14 protein-coding genes are annotated in these 18,710 nt (G+C 72.1%); 7 read left to right on the top strand and 7 right to left on the bottom strand.

Annotation, left to right across the window (positions count from 1 at the left end; genetic code table 11):
* The first annotated feature begins 56 nt into the window (after window positions 1-56).
* Window positions 57-1,274 (top strand): PucR family transcriptional regulator, encoded by a 1,218-nt coding sequence (locus tag D0D28_RS13340; RefSeq protein WP_233157465.1) that lies wholly within the window; start codon window positions 57-59, stop codon window positions 1,272-1,274.
* A gap of 4 nt (window positions 1,275-1,278) precedes the next feature.
* Here the strand turns inward: D0D28_RS13340 and D0D28_RS13335 are convergent, their stop codons facing one another.
* The 7 genes from D0D28_RS13335 to D0D28_RS13305 form a co-directional block, all read right to left on the bottom strand.
* Complete coding sequence (locus D0D28_RS13335; protein ID WP_233157466.1) at window positions 1,279-3,240, bottom strand: bifunctional phosphatase PAP2/O-acyltransferase family protein; 1,962 nt, start codon at window positions 3,238-3,240, stop codon at window positions 1,279-1,281.
* 351 nt (window positions 3,241-3,591) lie between these two features.
* A complete protein-coding gene (locus D0D28_RS13330) occupies window positions 3,592-4,278 on the bottom strand; it encodes a hypothetical protein (RefSeq protein ID WP_094008063.1) in 687 nt (228 codons plus the stop codon).
* 111 nt (window positions 4,279-4,389) lie between these two features.
* Window positions 4,390-5,361 carry a DMT family transporter gene (locus D0D28_RS13325; RefSeq protein WP_116110783.1) on the bottom strand — a complete coding sequence of 324 codons (972 nt, stop codon included), beginning with the start codon at window positions 5,359-5,361 and terminating at the stop codon, window positions 4,390-4,392.
* A gap of 42 nt (window positions 5,362-5,403) precedes the next feature.
* Window positions 5,404-6,165, bottom strand: coding sequence for an SDR family NAD(P)-dependent oxidoreductase (locus tag D0D28_RS13320; RefSeq protein WP_116110782.1), 762 nt, complete (start codon window positions 6,163-6,165; stop codon window positions 5,404-5,406).
* A 128-nt stretch (window positions 6,166-6,293) separates the two neighbouring features.
* Window positions 6,294-6,881, bottom strand: a complete 588-nt coding sequence (locus tag D0D28_RS13315; RefSeq protein WP_094008066.1) for an FKBP-type peptidyl-prolyl cis-trans isomerase — start codon at window positions 6,879-6,881, stop codon at window positions 6,294-6,296.
* A gap of 9 nt (window positions 6,882-6,890) precedes the next feature.
* Window positions 6,891-9,179: an AAA family ATPase gene (locus D0D28_RS13310; RefSeq protein WP_116110799.1), complete on the bottom strand. Its 2,289-nt coding sequence runs from the start codon at window positions 9,177-9,179 to the stop codon at window positions 6,891-6,893.
* A gap of 87 nt (window positions 9,180-9,266) precedes the next feature.
* Complete coding sequence (locus D0D28_RS13305) at window positions 9,267-10,244, bottom strand: heme o synthase (protein ID WP_094008068.1); 978 nt, start codon at window positions 10,242-10,244, stop codon at window positions 9,267-9,269.
* Between the two features lie 295 nt (window positions 10,245-10,539).
* Between D0D28_RS13305 and tkt the strand changes: the two genes are divergently transcribed.
* Genes tkt through pgl form a run of 6 tightly spaced genes read left to right on the top strand, consistent with a single transcriptional unit; the run spans window position 10,540 to window position 18,678 of the window.
* Complete coding sequence (gene tkt, locus D0D28_RS13300; RefSeq protein ID WP_116110781.1) at window positions 10,540-12,645, top strand: transketolase; 2,106 nt, start codon at window positions 10,540-10,542, stop codon at window positions 12,643-12,645.
* Between the two features lie 23 nt (window positions 12,646-12,668).
* Complete coding sequence (tal, locus tag D0D28_RS13295) at window positions 12,669-13,778, top strand: transaldolase (RefSeq protein WP_094008070.1); 1,110 nt, start codon at window positions 12,669-12,671, stop codon at window positions 13,776-13,778.
* Between the two features lie 4 nt (window positions 13,779-13,782).
* The gene (locus D0D28_RS13290) at window positions 13,783-15,399 is read left to right on the top strand and encodes a glucose-6-phosphate isomerase (protein ID WP_094008071.1); all 1,617 of its coding nucleotides are present in this window, start codon (window positions 13,783-13,785) and stop codon (window positions 15,397-15,399) included.
* Window positions 15,396-16,928, top strand: a complete 1,533-nt coding sequence (gene zwf / locus D0D28_RS13285; RefSeq protein ID WP_094008072.1) for a glucose-6-phosphate dehydrogenase — start codon at window positions 15,396-15,398, stop codon at window positions 16,926-16,928. Before D0D28_RS13290 ends, zwf begins: the two co-directional genes overlap by 4 nt.
* On the top strand, window positions 16,925-17,899 hold the full coding sequence (opcA, locus tag D0D28_RS13280) for a glucose-6-phosphate dehydrogenase assembly protein OpcA (RefSeq protein ID WP_116110780.1): 975 nt from the start codon (window positions 16,925-16,927) through the stop codon (window positions 17,897-17,899). Before zwf ends, opcA begins: the two co-directional genes overlap by 4 nt.
* Window positions 17,899-18,678, top strand: coding sequence for a 6-phosphogluconolactonase (pgl, locus tag D0D28_RS13275; RefSeq protein ID WP_116110779.1), 780 nt, complete (start codon window positions 17,899-17,901; stop codon window positions 18,676-18,678). The genes opcA and pgl overlap by 1 nt, the downstream gene beginning before the upstream one ends.
* Window positions 18,679-18,710 lie beyond the last annotated feature (32 nt).

Below are 18,710 nucleotides of genomic sequence, written 5' to 3'. Positions count from 1 at the left end.
GACAGTATTGACCCGGACGATGGACGGCACGCGGGCGGCGAGTGGGGGTCCACGACATGACCGGCAGACGAGCGGAGACCAGCGACGGCACGCTGGCGGAGCTGGCGGCGGCGACCTCGAAGCGGTTGCCCCGGATGCTGGACGACGTGGCGCGGCTGCTGAACGAGCACTGGCCGGACTACGCCGAGTTCATCGTCACCGAGCGGGACGAGGTCCTGGTCTCCGCCAACATGTTCCTGCAGCGGCTGCTGCGGATGGCCAAATGGGACATCGCGGAACTGTCCGGCATCGCCGACCAGGCCGGCGACCGGTTCGGCGAGCAGCCGCTGTTCGAGGAGATCGGGCGCGCCCAGTGGCAGCAGGGCCGCGACCTGACGAGCCTGCTGTCGGCCTACCAGATCGGCGCGCGGGTGGCCTGGCACCACGTCGCCGAGGTCGCGCTCGAGGTCGGTGTCCCCTCCGACATGTTCGCCTCGCTGGCCGAGGCGGTGTTCATCTTCGTGGACCAGCTGTCCTCGGCGTCGGCGCGCGGATACGTGCTGGAGCAGTCCGAATCGGCGGCGATGCGGGAACGGCTGCGCGACGAGCTCGCCGACATGTTGCTGTCCGACCGTTCCGATTCCGCCGCGATTCGCGCCGCCGCGGCCCGGGTGGACTGGCCCCTTCCCCGGCAGGCTGCGGTGGTCCTGGTGGAGCCGGACAACCCGGTCGGCAGCGCGCTGCTGGGGCGGCTGGGGAACTCGTCGCTGCACGTCCGGCGGCAACGGCTGGTCTGCGCCATCGTGCCCGATCCGGACGGTCCGCAGCGGCGCCAGCGGCTGGCGTCGGCGTTGCGCGGCGCGGGCGCGGTGGTCGGGCACGCCGTGCCGCTGGAGCACCTGCCGGCCAGCATGCACGTCGCCGAGCTGGCCGCGCAGCTGCGCCGCACGCACGTGCTGGAGGACGATCCGGTGTTCGTCGACGAGCACCTGGACTCGATCATCGTGCGCCGCGACGCGAAGCTGTTCGACGCGCTGCGGCACCAGTGCCTGGCTCCCCTGGCGCCCCTCGGCCCGGTGACGCGCAAGCGGTTGTGCGAGACGCTCGCGTGCTGGCTGCGGCACCTGGGCGACCGCCGGGCGATGGCGGAGGAGCTGCACATCCACCCGCAGACCGTGCGCTACCGCATGACCCAGCTGCGTGAGCTGTTCGGCGAGAGCCTGGACGACCCGGACAACCGCCGCCGCCTCACGCTCGCCCTCGCCTGGGGCGGCACGGAATCCGGCGACCTCTGACTCTTCAGTCCAGTTCCGCCAGCACCGCGCGGAACTCGGCGAGGAAACCGTCCACGCTGTCCACCAGCGCCGTGTCCACGGTGGCGCTCATCGAGAACGAGCCGTACCACCCGAGCACGCCGATGGTGAACGGCGTGCCCGGCGCGAGCGGGATGATGGCGAACGCGGTGCGCAGCGGGAAGTCCCCGAAGTTCACCTGCCACGCCGCACCGGGCATGTTGGACACCGTGCCGTGGAAGAACCGTTCATTGTAGACAGTCCGGGCGAACCAGGAGTGGCAGAACGGCGGCATCAGGCCGGCCAGCGTGTGCTGCACGAACCGGGACGCGACGACCCGGGTGCCGGTGCGCAACCGCCTGGTGGCCTTGGCAATGCGCCGCAGGCGTTCGGCTTCGGGCATCTCGCCGAGCGGGATGTCCACCATCACCGCGGCGGTGACGTTGCCCTCCGCGCCGGGCCGCGGTTCGGCGGCCATCAGCGTGACCGAGGTCAGCATCGACTCCGGCAGCGGCGCGACCGCGATCCGCCGCAGCGCCCCGGCCACCCCGCCCAGGAGCAGGTCGGTCACCCGCACGCCGTGCTTGCGCGCGAGCTCGCGGACGTCGTCGAGCGGGATCTGCAGGGTCGCGTAGCGGCGGTCCGGCGGGTCGCCCGACGGCAGCCGGGTCTTGGGCCGCCCGTCGGTGGCCAGCTGTGCCAGCCCCACCGCCCCGGCGGCGGCCTTCTGCAGGGCGTTGGGCTGCTTCGTCTCGTTGATCCCGTCGAGCAGGCTGGGCGAGTCGAACAGTTCGAGCATCAGGCTGATCGTGCCGATGCCGTCGGCGACCGCGTGGTGCACCAGCGAGATCACCGCCGCGGTGTTCTCCTCGACGCCGCGCACGACGGCGAACCGCCACAGCGGCCGGTCCCGGGGCAGCGGCTCGCTCTGGAACCGCGCGACCAGCTCGTGCAGCGCCCCCATCCCGCCGGGCGTGCCGTCCGGGCGGGTCAGGTCGAAGTCGGGGACGTGCCAGTCCCAGTCGATGTCCGGGTGCGGCACCCAGTGCTGCCGCCGCCAGGGCGAGTAGTCCGACAGGCGCTGCGCGTAGCGGGGCATCGCGGGCAGCTTGTCGCGGATGGCCTGTTGCACCCACTCGCGCGTCGGCCCGGCGGGGCAGGCGGTGGTGTCGAGCATGATCAGCCCGCCGACGTGCTGCGGGTAGGCCGGGGTCTCGACGTGCAGGAAGAACGTGTCGGAGGCGGACACCCGGTCGACCGGCCGGGCGACCTGGGCGATCCAGGTGGCCGCGGCGATGAACACCACGGCGGCGGCCGCGTCGATCCAGTAGTGGTTGCCGGTGGCGATGATGACCGCGAACGTGATGGCGACGTGGATCGCGCTGACGATCTGCACGAGCCAGCCGCCGCGGATGCGGGCGAGGACGACGGAGACCCACAGCGCCCACCCGACGTGCAGCGAGGGCATCGCGGCCAGCTGGTTGGCGCCCTGGAGCATCGGCGAGCCCCAGGACAGGAAGGTGTGCCCGAGCCGGACGGTGTCGACGAACCCGGCGCCTTCGAGCATCCGCGGCGGCGCGACCGGGTAGAGCCAGAAGCAGGCGAGCGCGAACAGGTTCAGCCAGACGAAGCTGTTGCGCACCGAGCGGTAGTGCACCGGGTGGCGGGCGTGCACCCAGATCAGCAGGATGATCGCGCTCGCGATGTAGGTGATCGCGTACTCGTAGTTGGCGAAGACGCGGATCCAGCCCTGCTCGGCGAGCCACAGGTTGACCGGCAGCTCGAAGTCCAGGTGCATCCAGCGCTCGAACGCCAGCAGCGCCTCGCCGTTGGCGTGCGCGCGGGGCTCGCGGCCGGGCAGCGGGAACGCCTCGACCAGCAGGTACACCCCGAACAGGGCGAGCCCGAGCAGCAGTTCACCCCACCAGCCCGGGCGCCGGACGGCCGCCGCGCGGGCGTCCTGGACCACCGGGGACCGTGAGGTGGAACCGACGGTGAGCACACCGTCATATACCACGCTTCGTGGCCGGTGCGCTTGCTCGAATCACCGTTCGACCCCGTAATGCAGTGGGAGACGCCCGGCGCGGGCACGCCTTCGACGCGGCGGAGCCGCCCGTGCGCGGGGAGTTGCCGGCAGTCGCGATCGCGCCGCCACGACGGCGGGCGAAACCGGAGCTCAGGCGGCGGCCGCCACCCGCGCGAGCGCAGGACTCACCCGCGCGAGCGCAGGACTCACCCACGGGAGCGTGGGACTCACCCGCGGGAGCGTGGAACTCGCCCGCGGGAGCGTGGGACTCGCGGCCACGGGGCTCGCGGGAGGTCAGGCGGCCGCTGGTGCCGGGGTGTGGCGGCCGGCCAAGCGGAGCGTCACGCCGTCGCGGCGGAGTTTGCGCCAGCCGTGGCCCACGCAGGCCGCGACGGTCAGCGCGGTCAGCAGGCCGCTGAGGATGCCGCGCGACATCAGGCCCGCCTCGACGCCCCAGTGCAGGAACCCGATGGTCATCGCGGCGTCGATGAGCCGCGAGCCGCCCCACAGGAGGGCCACCTCGATGAACACGCGGTTCACCGTGCGGTGCTTGAACAGCTCCGCGGGCAGCCGCACGAAGTCCTTGGCCAGGCGCGCCGTGATGGGGCGCCCGATCATCGCGCTGCCGACGAAGATCAGGAACATCAGCACCGAGCCCACGGCCGGTTGCAGCACGTACACGACCGCGCTGGACGTGATCAGCGCGACCGCCGCCCGGCCGACCAGCATCGCCGTGCACAGCAGCAGCGTGCGGGGCATATCGCGCTTCATCAGGCGCCGGGCGCCGATGACGACCGCCGCCCATCCGAGCACCGCGCACAACGCGGGAACCAGACCGACGAAATTCAGCAGCAACGCCAGGAGCACCGACGGGATGACGACGGTTTCCAGCAACAGAATCGCCGCATCCTTGATCGTTTTCCGCAAATGCGGTATTTCGATCACCAAATGGCGCTCGCCGGACGACGCTCGGTGGTGCACGGGTTCCAGCCTCCAAGGGTCTGCCTGGGTGCGCGGGGGCAGCGCACTCAATCGACAGGCTCTGTAGGTTCCACCACCCGCCGGGCCCGAAACCTACGCCGGAAACCTGAGTTATTCCTGAGCGAAGGAGTCCGAAGAACGGGTGGGGACGGTTCCCGGGAATTTACCACTTCCGGGATAAACCCCGCGTTGGGCGGACCGGCTGGTCTCCGCCTGGACGCTCGGCGAGTGCGCCAGGCCGAACACGCCGACGATCAGCAGCGCGGCCGCGCCCGCCGTCGCCGCGAGCGGGCCCGGCTCGGTGACCAGGGTCGCGTTGAACGCCAGTAGCCCCAGGAAGTAGCTGGCCGCGGGGTTGACGATGGACATCACGGCGATCCCCGCGGACAGCGAACCCGACCCGTACGCCTGCTGCCCGAGCAGCAGCCCGGAGAAGGTCGACAGCGCCAGCACGTACCCCGGCCAGGTGAGCGCGGTGTGAGCGACACCCTCGTTCAACAGCAGGTCGGTGGTCAGCTTCATCATGGCTGCGCTGATCGCGTAGCAGATGCCGGCAGCGGTGGCGATGAGCGCGCTGTGCAGGAGCGGGCCGCGGTTCTGGGCGACCTGCACGAGGGTGACGACGGTGGCCGCGGCGATCAGCACGGCGATGAGCAGGCGGCCCTGGTCCGGCGACCCGCCCAGCGGCGCGGTGCCCTCGACCGCCAGGAACACCACCACGCCCCCGGTGATGGCGAGCCCGGCGAGCCAGTCCCGCAGCGGCGGCCAGCGCTTGATCGCGGCCGAGGCCATCGGCAGCGCGAAGAGCAGCTGGGTGACGAGCAGGGGCTGCACGAGCGCGATCGACCCGAAGTGCAGCGCGGCGGCCTGGCTGAAAAAGCCCAACAGGTTCGTGGCCCATCCCGCGAGCCACACCCTCTTGCGCAACAGCTTGCGGATCAGCCACAGTACGGGGACGCGGTGCCGCGCGGCGCGCCCGCCGGCGTCGGTGTCGGCAACCTCGATCACCGCGCGTCGTTGCAGCGCGGCAGACGCCGCGAACAGGAACGCCGCGGCGAATCCGAGGAATACCGGGACTAACACGTCACCTTTCAGCGCTTCCAGTGGCGGAAAGATTCCGGGAACTCAGCTCGAACCCCCGAACCGGGCAGATAGTGCACGGTACACCGAGGGCGCGGTCGCGCGCACCGCGATTGGCAGTCTCAGCCAGCGCGGGACGTACTGCTCGGCCCGTTCGGCCGTGATCGCCTCGACCACCGCCTGGGCGACCTTGCCCGCGGGCACCGGCCGGGGGCTGCGGCGCTGGTAGGGACGGCCGCGGCGGGCGAAGAACTCGGTGTCCACCACACCGGGCACGACGACGCCGACCCGCACCCCGGTCCCGGCCAGTTCCAGCCGCAGGCTCTCGGCGAACACGTCCACCCCGGCTTTGGTCGCGGAGTAGACCGACTCCCCCGCCACCCCCGCCCGGCCGGCGATGGATGTGACGAAGACCACTGCCGCGCGGGGCCGGTCGAGGAGGGCGGGCAGCAGGGCGCGGGTCAGTTCGACGGGCGCGGTGAGGTTCACGGCGAGCAGCCGCCGGACGTCGGCGCCGGACATGCCGGCCACCGGTCCGGCGTAGCCCAGGCCGGCGTTGTTGACGAGCACGTCGACGCGGCCGGCCCGGGCGGTGATCTCGGCGGCCGCGGCCTCGACGCCGCCGGGCTCGGCGAAGTCGGCACGCACGGCGACGCCGCCGGTACGCTCGGCGAGCGCGGCAAGCCGGTCGCCGTCCCGCCCGTGCAGCACGAGGCGAGCACCAGCCTCGTGCAGCCGGAGCGCGGTGGCCGCCCCGATGCCCGACGAGGCACCGGTGACCACCGCGACCGCACCACGCACGTCCATGGTCAGACTCCGTTCCGGACGGCGATCAGGCGCCGCCCACCCCTCCAGCGGACGCTGCCACCATCCCGGCCACGCGAACGAGGCCCGGCCACCACCGGCCGCCGGGCCGGCGCGGCGGCCGCCGGACGTCAGCCCGTGACCTGCACCGCGTCGACCACGAAGACCAGCGTCTCGTTCGGCTTGATCGGGCCGTTGCCGCGCGCGCCGTAGCCGAGGTCCGGCGGGATGACCAGCAGGCGGCGGCCGCCCTGCTTGATGCCCTCCAGCCCCTGGTCCCAGCCCGGGATCGCGGTGCCCTCGCCGAGCGCGAACGAGAACGGCGCCGACCCGAACGAGTTCTGCTGGTCCACCTTGTCCGACCAGGTGACCAGGTCGTAGTCCATCTGCAGCGTGCTGCCGGCGTGCGCGGTGGCGCCGGTGCCCGGCTTCAGGTCCTTGGTCAGCAGCTTGGTCGGCGCACCGCAGTCGTCCGGGATGGTGATCGTCGGCTTGCTGCCGAACTCGCCGCTCACGGTGATGTCGTCCGCGGTGCACTCGTGCGCGGCGCTGCCCGTGCCGTGCCCCGCCGAGGCGCTCGCGGACGCCCCAGCCGGCTCCGGCGCCGGGTAGGTCGGGCCGCCACCGGGCGGGAAGGACGACGGGTCCTGGTCGGGCGCGCAGGCCCCGAGAGCGAGGGCGGCTGCCGCCGCGAGCACGATCTTGCCAGCGTTACGCATGGCGACACCTTAACCGGGCGTTGACGTCGGCCGTCCGGCGGAGTACAAGATGCCGAGTCGTTGCGTGGCACGGGTGTACGCCACGTACAGGTCGTTCCACCCGCGCGGCGACTCGGCCACGATCTCCTCCGGCGCGAGCACCACGACCCCGTCGAACTCCAGTCCCTTGGCCTCGGCCACGGTCAGCACCGACACCGCGTCGCCGTGACCGTCCAGTTCGGACCGGACCGCGCCGAGCCGGGACGCGGGAACCAGCACCGCGACGGTGCCGCCGTCCGCGGCCGCCACCTCCTCGTCCACAATGGACGCCAGCGGCCGCTCGCCGAGCGGCGCTCGCCACGGCGGCACCCCGGTCTCCCGCACCGACGTGGGCACCCGCAGCCGCGGATCGACCTCGTGCAGGGCTTCGGCGGCGAGGTTCATGATCTCCACCGGCGTGCGGTAGTTGACCGTGAGCTCGCGCAGGCGCCAGCGGTCCCCGACGTACCGGCCGAGCATGTCCCGCCAGGACGACGCGCCACCGGGCGCGCCGGTCTGCGCGACGTCCCCGACGACGGTCATCGACCGGCTCGGGCAGCGCCGCATCAGCAGCCGCCAGTCCATCGCCGACAGCTCCTGCGCCTCGTCCACGATGACGTGCCCGAACGTCCAGGTCCGGTCGCGCGCGGCACGCTGCGCGGCGGTCAGGTGGCTGCTGCGCTCCTGCCGCTCGGCGAACAGCTCGGCGTCGAGGATGTCGGCGATGTTGATCTGGTCCTCGTCCAGGAGTTCCTCGTCCTGGTCCATGATGTCGAGCACACCCTCGGCGTAGGCGCGCTCCTCGCGCTCCCGTCGCTCGCGGGCCTCGCGCTCGCCCGCGTCGTCCTCGCCGAGCAGCTCGGCCAGCTCGTCGAGCAACGGCACGTCACCCGGCGTCCAGGGCGAGCGGGCCGGGCGCTTCAGCGCGCCGCGGTCGTCGTCGGAGAGCAGCCCGTCGGAGGCGGACAGCAGGCGGCCGGCGTCGGCGAACAGGTCGCGCAGCAGCCGCTGCGGGGTGAGCTTCGGCCACAGCTCGTCGAGCGCGGCCGCCACGGTGCCGGACTCGGACAGCTCCTTGCGGATCTCCACCCGATCCCCCGCGTCCAGCACCGGCGCGTCGGGGTCCTCGCCCGCCTCGAGCGGGATGTCGGGGACCCCTTCGAACAGGTCGACCTCCATGCGAACGGCGGCCCGCTCGGTCAGCGCGTCCAGCATCGCGTCGACGAACACGCGCCGCGCGAGGTTGTGCGGACGGCGGGTGCGCCGGGCCTTGTCGCGGGCCCGTTCCACCACGTCCGGGTCCAGCACCAGCACGTCGTCGTCGAAGGCGACCTCGAACTTCTCCTCCGGCACCCGCTGGCGGTCGGCGACGGCCCGGGTGAGGACGTCGACCATGACCGGGCGGCCCTTGACCTCGGCCGCCTCCCGGCTGTCCGCGCCGCGCGCCCGGATGCCGGGGAACAGCTGTCCGATCGTGGACAGCAGCACGCCGGTCTCCCCGAGCGAGGGCAGGACCTGGCCGATGTAGCGCAGGAACGTGCTGTTCGGGCCGACCACCAGGACACCGCGCGAGGCGAGCTGCTGGCGGTAGGTGTAGAGGAGGTAGGCGGCCCGGTGCAGGGCCACGGCGGTCTTGCCGGTGCCCGGCCCGCCCTGCACGACGACCACGCCGCCCAGCTCGTCGCGGATGATGTCGTCCTGTTCGGCCTGGATGGTGGCGACGATGTCGCCCATCTCACCCGTGCGCTTGCGCTCCAGCGCGGCCAGCAGGGCTGCCTCACGGCCCGGCCCCAGGTCGGCCTGCTGCCCGTCGGCCGCGCGCAGGTCGAGGATCTCGTCGTCGAGGCCGACGACCTTGCGGCTGAGCGTGCGGATGTGCCTGCGGCGCCGCACGCCCTCCGGCGACGCGGCGGTGGCCAGGTAGAACGGTCGCGCGGCGGGCGCGCGCCAGTCCAGCAGCAGCGGCTCGTAGTCGCCGTCGGAGTCGAACAGCCCGAGGCGGCCGATGTAGGCGGGCCCGGCCTGGTCGTGGAAGTCGAGCCGGCCGAAGCACAGGCCCTGCTCGACCGAGCCGAGCTGCGCGAGCCGTTCGTGGTGGAGGCTGCTGGCGGCGTCCCGCTCGGCGCTTTCCTGCGGCGTCTCCCCCGGGGAGCGCAGCGCCCGCTCCAGGCGGCGCTCGGTGGTTTCGCGTTCGGCGTCGAGCCTGCGGTAGAGCATGGACACGTAGTCCTGCTCGCGCTGGAGGTCGGTGGCGTTGTCTGGTTGGCGGTCCCCAGCCACGGACAAGAGCAACCCACTTTCGGCGTTCGGGTGATTGGTCGGCCTGGGATCAACGAAGGCCGACGCCCGGGAATTCCCGGCCGCGCGTCAGAACGGCAGGCCGAGCGTGGGCAGGCCGATCGCCGAGTCCACCGCGAGGGCGCAGAACAGGATCATCAGGTACGTGTTCGACCGGTGGAACAGCGCCATCGGCTTGGTCTCCACCCCGCGCTTGACGCCGGAGTACAGGCGGTGCGCGTAGAAGAGGAACCACGACCCGGCCAGCACCGCGAAGCTCGCGTACAGCCAGCTCGTCGCGGGCAGCAGGAGCAGCGTCCAGCCGACCATGACCCACGAGTAGATCAGGATCTGGCGGGCGACGTGCTCGGCCGTGGCGACCACCGGCAGCATCGGCACGCCGGCGCGCTCGTAGTCGTCCTTGTACTTCATGGCCAGCGCCCAGGTGTGCGGCGGTGTCCAGAAGAAGATGACGGCGAACATCACGAACGCCGGCCACTGCACCGTGCCGGTGACCGCGGCCCAGCCGATCACCACCGGCATGCAGCCGGCGGCCCCGCCCCACACCACGTTCTGCGCCGTGCGCCGCTTGAGCACCAGCGTGTAGACGAAGATGTAGAACAGGATCGTCGCGATCGCCAGCACGGCGGCCAGCAGGTTCACCGTGAAGTACAGCATCGCGAACGAACCGGCACCCAGCGCCAGCGCGAACACCAGGGCGTTGCGCCGGGGCACCGAGTCCCGCACCAGCGGGCGCCGCTTGGTCCGGTTCATCACCTTGTCGATGTCGGCGTCGATCACGCAGTTGAGCGCGTTCGCGCTGCCCGCGGCCATGGTGCCGCCGACCAGCGTCGCCAGGATCAGCCACGGCGACGGGATCGTGCGCGCGGCGAGGAACATCGCCGGGATGGTGGTGACCAACAGCAGCTCGATGACCTGAGGCTTGGTCAGGGCGACGTAGGCGCCGACGATCCGGCTCACGCGCCGCAGACCGCGCGGGCGCTCGCCTCCGGGGTCGACAGCGCTGGTGCTGTCACTGCGCCCGTGCGCAGCGTTCACCAACGACAATTCCGCTCCCTGAGTCAGATTCGGTGGCGCCGAGGGCGGCCCGGCACCGCAACCGATCGTAATCGCCGGGTCGGCACCCCGCGCGCACCGGGGTGCCCCGGCCGCGTGTGTCGGCCCCGGAGGCGCCGGGTACCCGACCTACTAGGCTGGCGCCCGGGGTTGCGCTTGTGGTCGTGCGCACGCCCGCTAGCAGGAATATCGTCTCTTCCGGATCGATTGAGATGAGTGGAGCCTGCGCGCGCGAGACCCCTGCGAACAGAAGATGTCACCGAGAAGGACGGGGAGTTCGAGTTCAGTGTCCGATATCGCCTCCATCAGCGAGAACAACCCATTGCTGCGGCGGAACCTGCCCGCCGACTGGACCGACCTCGACACCCGCGCGGTCGACACCGTCCGGGTGCTGGCCGCCGACGCGGTCGAGAACTGCGGCAGCGGGCACCCCGGCACCGCGATGAGCCTGGCGCCGGTGGCGTACTCGCTCTTCCAGCGGATCATGCGCCACGACCCGAGCGACCCGGAGTGGCCGGCGCGTGACCGGTTCGTCCTCTCCGCGGGGCACTCCAGCCTGACGCTCTACATCCAGCTGTTCCTCGCCGGCTACGGCCTGGAGCTGGAGGACCTCAAGCAGCTGCGCAAGTGGGGCTCGAAGACCCCGGGTCACCCGGAGTACCAGCACACCAAGGGCGTGGAGACCACCACCGGCCCGCTGGGCCAGGGCCTGGCCAACGCGGTCGGCAAGGCGATGGCCGCCCGCCGCGAGCGCGGCCTGCTCGATCCCGAGCCCGCCCCCGGCGAGAGCCTCTTCGACCACCACATCTTCGTGATCGCCTCCGACGGCGACATCGAGGAGGGCGTGACCTCCGAGGCGTCGTCCATCGCGGGCCGCCAGGAGCTGGGCAACCTGGTCGTCATCTACGACGACAACAAGATCTCGATCGAGGACGACACCAACATCGCGCTGTCCGAGGACACCGCCAAGCGGTACGAGTCCTACGGCTGGCACGTCCAGGTCGTCGAGGGCGGCGAGGACGTCGTGGCGATCGAGGAGGCCATCGCGGCGGCCAAGGCGGAGACCACCCGCCCGTCGTTCATCCTGCTGCGCACCGTGATCGGCTACCCGGCGCCGAACAAGATGAACACCGGCAAGGCGCACGGCGCCGCGCTGGGCGCCGACGAGGTCGCCGCGGTCAAGGAGATCCTCGGCTTCGACCCGGAGCGCAGCTTCCAGGTCGACGACGAGGTGCTCGAGCACACCCGCAAGGCGCTGGAGCGCGGCAAGCAGGAGCGCGCCGCCTGGCAGGAGCGCTTCGACGCGTGGGCCGCCGCCAACCCGGAGCGCAAGCGGCTCGCCGACCGGCTGGCCACCCGCGACCTGCCCGAGGGCTGGGCCGAGAAGCTGCCCAGCTGGGAGCCCGACGCCAAGGGCATCGCCACCCGCAAGGCCTCGGGTGAGGTCCTCAACGCGCTGGCCGACGTGCTGCCGGAGCTGTGGGGCGGTTCGGCCGACCTGGCCGAGAGCAACAACACCACCATGAAGGGCGCCGACTCGTTCGGCCCGGAGAAGGCCTCCACCGGCATGTGGCAGGCCAACCCCTACGGCCGCACGCTGCACTTCGGTGTCCGCGAGCACGCCATGGGCTCGATCCTCAACGGCATCGCGCTGCACGGCGGCACCCGCCCGTACGGCGCCACCTTCCTGGTGTTCAGCGACTACATGCGCCCGCCGGTGCGGCTGGCCGCGCTGATGCACGCGCCGGTCATCTACGTGTGGACGCACGACTCGATCGGCCTGGGCGAGGACGGCCCGACGCACCAGCCGATCGAGCACCTGGCCTCGCTGCGCGCCATCCCGGGCCTGAACGTGGTCCGGCCCGCCGACGCCAACGAGACCGCCGGCGCCTGGAAGGCCGCGCTGGAGGACAAGCGCCACCCGTCGGGCCTGGCGCTGACCCGCCAGAACGTCCCGGTGCTCGAGGGCACCTCCGCGGACAAGGTCGCCAAGGGCGCCTACGTGCTCGCCGACGCCTCCTCCGGCACCCCGGAGGTCGTGCTGATGGCGACCGGTTCCGAGGTCCAGCTGGCCGTCGAGGCGCGCAAGACGCTGGAGGCCGACGGCGTGCCCACGCGGGTCGTGTCGGTGCCGTGCGTCGAGTGGTTCGAGGCGCAGGACGAGTCCTACCGGGAGTCGGTCCTGCCCAGCGGGGTGAAGGCCCGCGTGTCGGTCGAGGCCGGCATCGCGCAGCCGTGGTACCGCTGGGTCGGCGACGCCGGTGAGATCGTCTCGATCGAGCACTTCGGGGCCTCGGCCGACTACCAGACCCTGTTCCGCGAGTTCGGGTTCACCGCCGACGCCGTGGTCGACGCCGCGCGCCGCTCGCTCGCCAAGACCAAGAACTCCTGATCACCGAAAAAGGGGATGAAGTCATGAGCGACAACCTTGCTCAGCTGACCCAGGCCGGCGTGTCCATCTGGCTCGACGACCTGTCCCGCGAACGGCTGAACTCCGGCAACCTGGCCGGGCTCATCCGCGACCGGCACGTGACCGGCGTGACGACCAACCCGACGATCTTCGCCAACGCCCTGTCCAACGGCGAGGCCTACGACGAGCAGGTGCGCGAGCTGGCCGCCCGCGGCGCCGACGTCCACGCGGTCGTGCGCGAGCTGACCACCACCGACGTGCGCAACGCCGCGGACCTGTTCCGCGACGTCTACACCCGCACCAACGGGGTGGACGGCCGCGTGTCCATCGAGGTCGACCCGCGCCTGGCCCGCGACGCCGACAAGACGGCCGCCGAGGCGCAGGACCTGTGGAAGACCGTCGACCGGCCCAACATCCTGGTCAAGATCCCGGCCACCGAGGAGGGCCTGCCGGCGATCACCAAGACGCTGGCCGAGGGCATCAGCGTCAACGTCACGCTGATCTTCTCGGTGGAGCGCTACCGCAAGGTGATCGAGGCCTTCTTCGCCGGCCTGGAGCAGGCCAAGGCCAACGGCCACGACCTGGCCACCATCGAGTCGGTCGCCTCGTTCTTCGTGTCCCGGGTGGACACCGAGATCGACAAGCGGCTGGACGCGATCGGCACCGACGAGGCCAAGGCGCTGCGCGGCGAGGCCGCCATCGCCAACGCCCGGCTCGCCTACGCCGCCTACGAGGAGCTGTTCGCCACCGACCGCTGGCAGGCCCTGGCCGCCGCCGGCGCCCGGCCGCAGCGCCCGCTGTGGGCCTCCACCGGCGTGAAGGACCCGTCCTACTCGGACACCCGCTACGTCGACCAGCTCGTCGTCGCCGGCACGGTCAACACCATGCCGGAGAAGACGCTGCTCGCCGCCGCCGACCACGCGAAGGTCGAGGGTGACAAGGTCACCGGCACCGGCGCGCAGGCGCAGGAGGTGTTCGACAAGCTCGCCGCGGTGGGCATCGACATCCCGGACGTCTTCCGCACGTTGGAGGACGAGGGCGTGGAGAAGTTCGACAAGTCCTGGGCCGAGCTGCTGGAGACCGTCACCGGCCAGCTCGAGAAGGCGAAGGGCTGACGCCGTGGTGGGGGAAGAGCTGACCGTCACGATCAGCGACGAGGAGCTGGCCGCGCGGGCGGCTCCGCTGGTCGGCGAGCTCGTCGCCGGCCAGGTCGCGTCCAAGGTCGCGGCGCAGGACCCCACCCTGTGGGGTCCGGACGCCGAGTCCGAGGCCTCGATCCGGCTGTCCTGGACCACCCTGCACAAGTCGTCGCGGCCGCTGATCGGCGAGATCGAGGCGCTGCGCGAGGAGCTGCGCGGCGAGGGCGTCGACCGGATCGTCCTCGCCGGCATGGGCGGCTCCTCGCTCGCGCCGGAGGTCATCGCGGCGACCGAGCACGTGGCGCTGACCGTGCTGGACACCACCGACCCGGGCCAGGTCGCCGACGCGCTCGCCGGTGACCTCCAGCGCACGGTGCTGGTGGTGTCGTCGAAGTCCGGCGGCACGGTGGAGACCGACAGCCACCGCCGGATCTTCGCGAAGGCGTTCGCCGACAACGGGATCGACGCCGCGCGCCGCATCATCGTGGTCACCGACCCGGGCTCGCCCCTGTCGGAGCTCGCCGAGAAGGAGGGGTACCGCAAGGTGTTCCTCGCCGACCCGCACGTGGGCGGGCGCTACTCGGCGCTCACCGCGTTCGGGCTGGTGCCCGCGGGGCTGGCCGGGGCGGACATCGCCCGGCTGCTCGACCAGGCCGCGGCGGCCGCGCAGGTGCTCGGCGAGGACAGCGCGGACAACCCGGCGGTCAAGCTGGCCGCCGCGTGGGGCGCCGCGCACAACGCGGGCGCGGAGAAGGTCGTGCTGGCCGACACCGGGTCCGGCATCACCGGGTTCGCCGACTGGGCCGAGCAGCTGATCGCCGAGTCGACCGGCAAGCTCGGCACCGGCCTGCTGCCGGTCGCCGTGGACGGCCCGGCCGCGCCCGGGTTCGCCGACGCGGGCGCCGACGCGACCCCGGTCGCGATCGGCCCGGTCACCGGCGCCGCCAAGGTCGGCACCACCGGCTCGCTCGGCGCGCAGTTCCTGCTGTGGGAGTTCGCCACCGCGATCGCCGGGCGGCTGCTGAAGATCAACCCGTTCGACCAGCCGGACGTGGAGGCCGCGAAGAAGGCCGCCCGCTCGCTGCTGGACGACCCGTCGAAGCTGTCCGGCGGCGAGACGCCGAGCGCGGTGGACGACGCGGTGGAGATCTTCGCCCCGGCCGGGGTGTCCGGGGACGGCTCGCTGTCCGACGTGCTGCGGGAGTTCCTGGCGACCGCGCCGGAGGGCGGCTACCTCGCGGTGCAGGCCTACCTGGACCGGCTCGACGACGCCTCGGCGGCGCTGCTGCGTCCGGAGCTGGCGAAGCGGACCGGGCTGCAGACCACCTTCGGGTGGGGGCCGCGGTTCCTGCACTCGACCGGCCAGTACCACAAGGGCGGTCACCAGAACGGCATCTTCCTGCAGATCACCGGCGCGAACGAGCACGACCTCGACGTGCCGGACCGGCCCTACACCCTGGGCCAGCTGCAGCACGCGCAGGCGCTCGGCGACGGCCAGGTGCTGACCGAGCGCGGCCGTCCGGTGCTGCGGCTGCACCTGACCGACCGGGCCGCGGGCCTGGCCGAACTGATGCGCGCCGTACAGGAGGCCGAGTGACGAGTAAGGCGTGGCACAACCCGCTGCGGGATCCTCGCGACAAGCGGCTGCCGCGGATCGCCGGGCCGTCCAGCCTGGTGATCTTCGGCGTCACCGGTGACCTCTCCCGCAAGAAGCTGATGCCGGCGATCTACGACCTGGCCAACCGCGGCCTGCTGCCCGCCGGGTTCTCGCTGGTCGGTTTCGCGCGGCGGGACTGGGAGAACGAGGACTTCGGGCAGCTCGTGCACGACGCGGTCGCCGAGCACGCCCGGACCCCGTTCCGCGAGTCGGTGTGGAACCGGCTCGCCGAGGGCATCCGCTTCGTGCAGGGCACGTTCGACGACGACGACGCGTTCGACCGGCTCGCGCAGACGGTGCGCGAGCTGGACGCCGAGCGCGGCACCGGTGGCAACACCGCGTTCTACCTGTCGATCCCGCCCAGCGCGTTCCCGGTGGTGACCAAGCAGCTGGCCCGCTCGGGTCTGGCGACCTCCGACGACGAGTCGTGGCGCCGCGTGGTGATCGAGAAGCCGTTCGGCCACGACCTGGCCAGCGCCAAGGAGCTCAACGCGATCGTCAACGACGTCTTCCCCGAGGAGTCGGTGTTCCGCATCGACCACTACCTCGGCAAGGAGACCGTCCAGAACATCCTCGCGCTGCGCTTCGCCAACCAGCTGTTCGAGCCGATCTGGAACGCCAACTACGTCGACCACGTGCAGATCACCATGGCCGAGGACATCGGCCTGGGCGGTCGCGCCGGGTACTACGACGGCATCGGCGCGGCGCGGGACGTGATCCAGAACCACCTCCTCCAGCTGCTCGCGTTCACCGCGATGGAGGAGCCGCTGTCGTTCGAGCCGCGCGCGCTGCGGGCGGAGAAGATCAAGGTCCTGCGCGCCACCAAGCCGATGCAGCCGTTCGCCGAGACCACGGCGCGCGGCCAGTACACCGGCGGCTGGCAGGGCGGCAAGAAGGTGCCGGGGCTGTTGCAGGAGGCCGGGTTCGCGAAGGACTCGACCACCGAGACCTACGCCGCGGTGTCGCTGGAGGTGCAGAACCGCCGCTGGGCGGGGGTGCCGTTCTACCTGCGCACCGGCAAGCGGCTGGGCCGCCGCGTCACCGAGATCGCGGTCGTGTTCAAGCGGGCGCCGCACCTGCCGTTCGACTACACCTCCACCGAGGAGCTGGGGCAGAACGCCCTGGTGATCCGGGTGCAGCCGGACGAGGGCGTGACACTGCGGTTCGGCTCGAAGGTGCCGGGCACCACGATGGAGGTCCGGGACGTCACGATGGACTTCGGCTACGGGCACGCGTTCACCGAGTCCTCGCCGGAGGCCTACGAGCGGCTGATCCTGGACGTGCTGCTCGGGGAGCCGTCGTTGTTCCCGGTCAACGAAGAGGTCGAGCTGTCCTGGCAGATCCTCGACCCGATCCTGGAGTTCTGGGCCAAGAACGGCGCGCCGGAGCCCTACGCGCCGGGCACCTGGGGCCCGGAGACCGCGGACGAGGTCCTGGAGCGCAGCGGCCGGAACTGGAGGCGCCCGTGATCATCGACCTGCCCTCGACCACGACCTCACAGGTCAACCGGAAGATGGTCGAGCTGCGTGAGCGCGGCGGCGCCGTCGCGCGCGGCCGGGTGCTGACGCTGGTGATCGTCGACGACGACGGCGAGCACCTGGAGGCCCACATCGACGCGGCCAACGAGGCCAGCCGCGAGCACCCGTGCCGGGTGATCGTGCTGGCCCGCGGGTCGCGCACAGCCGCGGCCCGGATCGACGCGCAGATCCGCGTCGGCGGGGACGCCGGCGCGAGCGAGGTCATCATCCTGCGGCTGTACGGGCCGCTGGCATCGCAGGGCCAGAGCGCGGTGATCCCGCTGCTGCTGCCCGACGCGCCGATCGTGGCGTGGTGGCCCAGCTCCGGCCCGAAGGTGCCGGCGCAGGACCCGATCGGGGAGCTGGCGCAGCGCCGGATCACCGACTCGGCGGCAGAGCGCAACCCGATAAGGGCGCTGTCGGCGCGGCGGAAGGCGTACGTGCCGGGTGACACGGACCTGGCGTGGACGCGGCTGACCAACTGGCGCGCCCAGCTGGTCGCGGCGCTGGACCTGCCGCCGTACGAGAAGGTCACCGGTGCGACGGTGACCGGTGAGGCCGATTCGCCGTCGACCGAGCTGCTGGCCGGCTGGCTGGCGGAGTACCTGAAGGTGCCGGTGCGCCGGGTCAAGACGACGACGGCGCAGGGCATCGTGTCGGTGGAGCTGGAGCGCCGCTCGGGTGTGATCGCGCTGCACCGGCCGGACGGCAAGGTGGGCACGCTCATGCAGCCGGGCCAGCCGACGCGGCGGATCGCCCTGCACCGGCGCAACACCAAGGACTGCCTGATCGAGGAGCTGCGGCGGCTCGACCCGGACGAGGTGTTCGAGGCGTCGCTGCAGGGCCTGGACAAGCTGGCCTCGGGCGCGGTCAAGGCGGCCAAGAAGCCGGGCGCGAAGAAGCCGGCGAAGGCGGGCGCGTGATGAGCTCCTCGGAAGTGGTGGTCTACGCGAACGGTGAGCTGCTCGCGGCGGCCGCGGCGGCCCGGCTGGTGACGCGCCTGGTGGATCTCCAGGCCGCGAAGGGGTCGGTGTCGGTGGTGCCGACCGGCGGCGGCACCGGGATCGCGGTGCTGGAGCAGTTGCGCCGTTCCCCCGCCCGGGACGCGGTGGACTGGTCGCGGCTGGACATCTACTGGGGCGACGAGCGGTTCGTGCCGGCGGACGACGACGAGCGCAACGAGAAGCAGGCCCGCCAGGCGCTGCTGGACCACGTGCCCGTCGATCCGAAGCGGGTGCACGCGATGGCGGCGTCGGACGGCGAGTTCGGTGACGACGTGGACGCGGCCGCGGCGGCGTACGCGCGGGTGCTGGCGGACAACGCGCAGCCGGAGGACCACGGCGACGTGCCGCAGTTCGACATCTGCCTGCTGGGTCTGGGCGGCGAGGGCCACACGGCGTCGGTGTTCCCGGAGTCGCCGGCGGTGTACGAGACCGAGCGGTCGGTGGTGGCGGTGCGCAACTGCCCCAAGCCCCCGCCGACGCGCGTGTCGCTGACGCTGCCCGCGATCCGGCGCTCCCACGACGTCTGGCTGATGACGACGGGTGAGGCGAAGGCCGACGCGGTGGCGCTGGCGCTGTCCGGCGCGGGTGAGGTGCAGGTGCCCGTGGCGGGCGCCCGCGGCCAGCGGAGGACGCTGTGGCTGCTCGACCGCGCGGCGGCGGGCAAGCTGTCGAACGTGTACCTGCCACCCACGGCGTGAGGTGAGGGGTGAAGGCCCGCCGGTGCCGCCGG

This window comes from Amycolatopsis ruanii (assembly GCF_003385175.1).
In the GTDB taxonomy this organism is placed as follows: domain Bacteria; phylum Actinomycetota; class Actinomycetes; order Mycobacteriales; family Pseudonocardiaceae; genus Amycolatopsis_E; species Amycolatopsis_E thermalba.
Note: the sequence above shows the minus strand (reverse complement) of the source record. Positions and strands in the feature narration are given on the sequence as shown.

Bases quoted from the DNA above. Each gene is read 5' to 3' on its own strand.
- D0D28_RS13340 (WP_233157465.1), top strand. From the start codon at position 57: ATGACCGGCAGACGAGCGGAGACCAGCGACGGCACGCTGGCGGAGCTG.
- D0D28_RS13320 (WP_116110782.1), bottom strand. From the start codon at position 6,165: ATGGACGTGCGTGGTGCGGTCGCGGTGGTCACCGGTGCCTCGTCGGGC.
- pgl (WP_116110779.1), top strand. From the start codon at position 17,899: ATGAGCTCCTCGGAAGTGGTGGTCTACGCGAACGGTGAGCTGCTCGCG.
- D0D28_RS13315 (WP_094008066.1), bottom strand. From the start codon at position 6,881: ATGCGTAACGCTGGCAAGATCGTGCTCGCGGCGGCAGCCGCCCTCGCT.
- tal (WP_094008070.1), top strand. From the start codon at position 12,669: ATGAGCGACAACCTTGCTCAGCTGACCCAGGCCGGCGTGTCCATCTGG.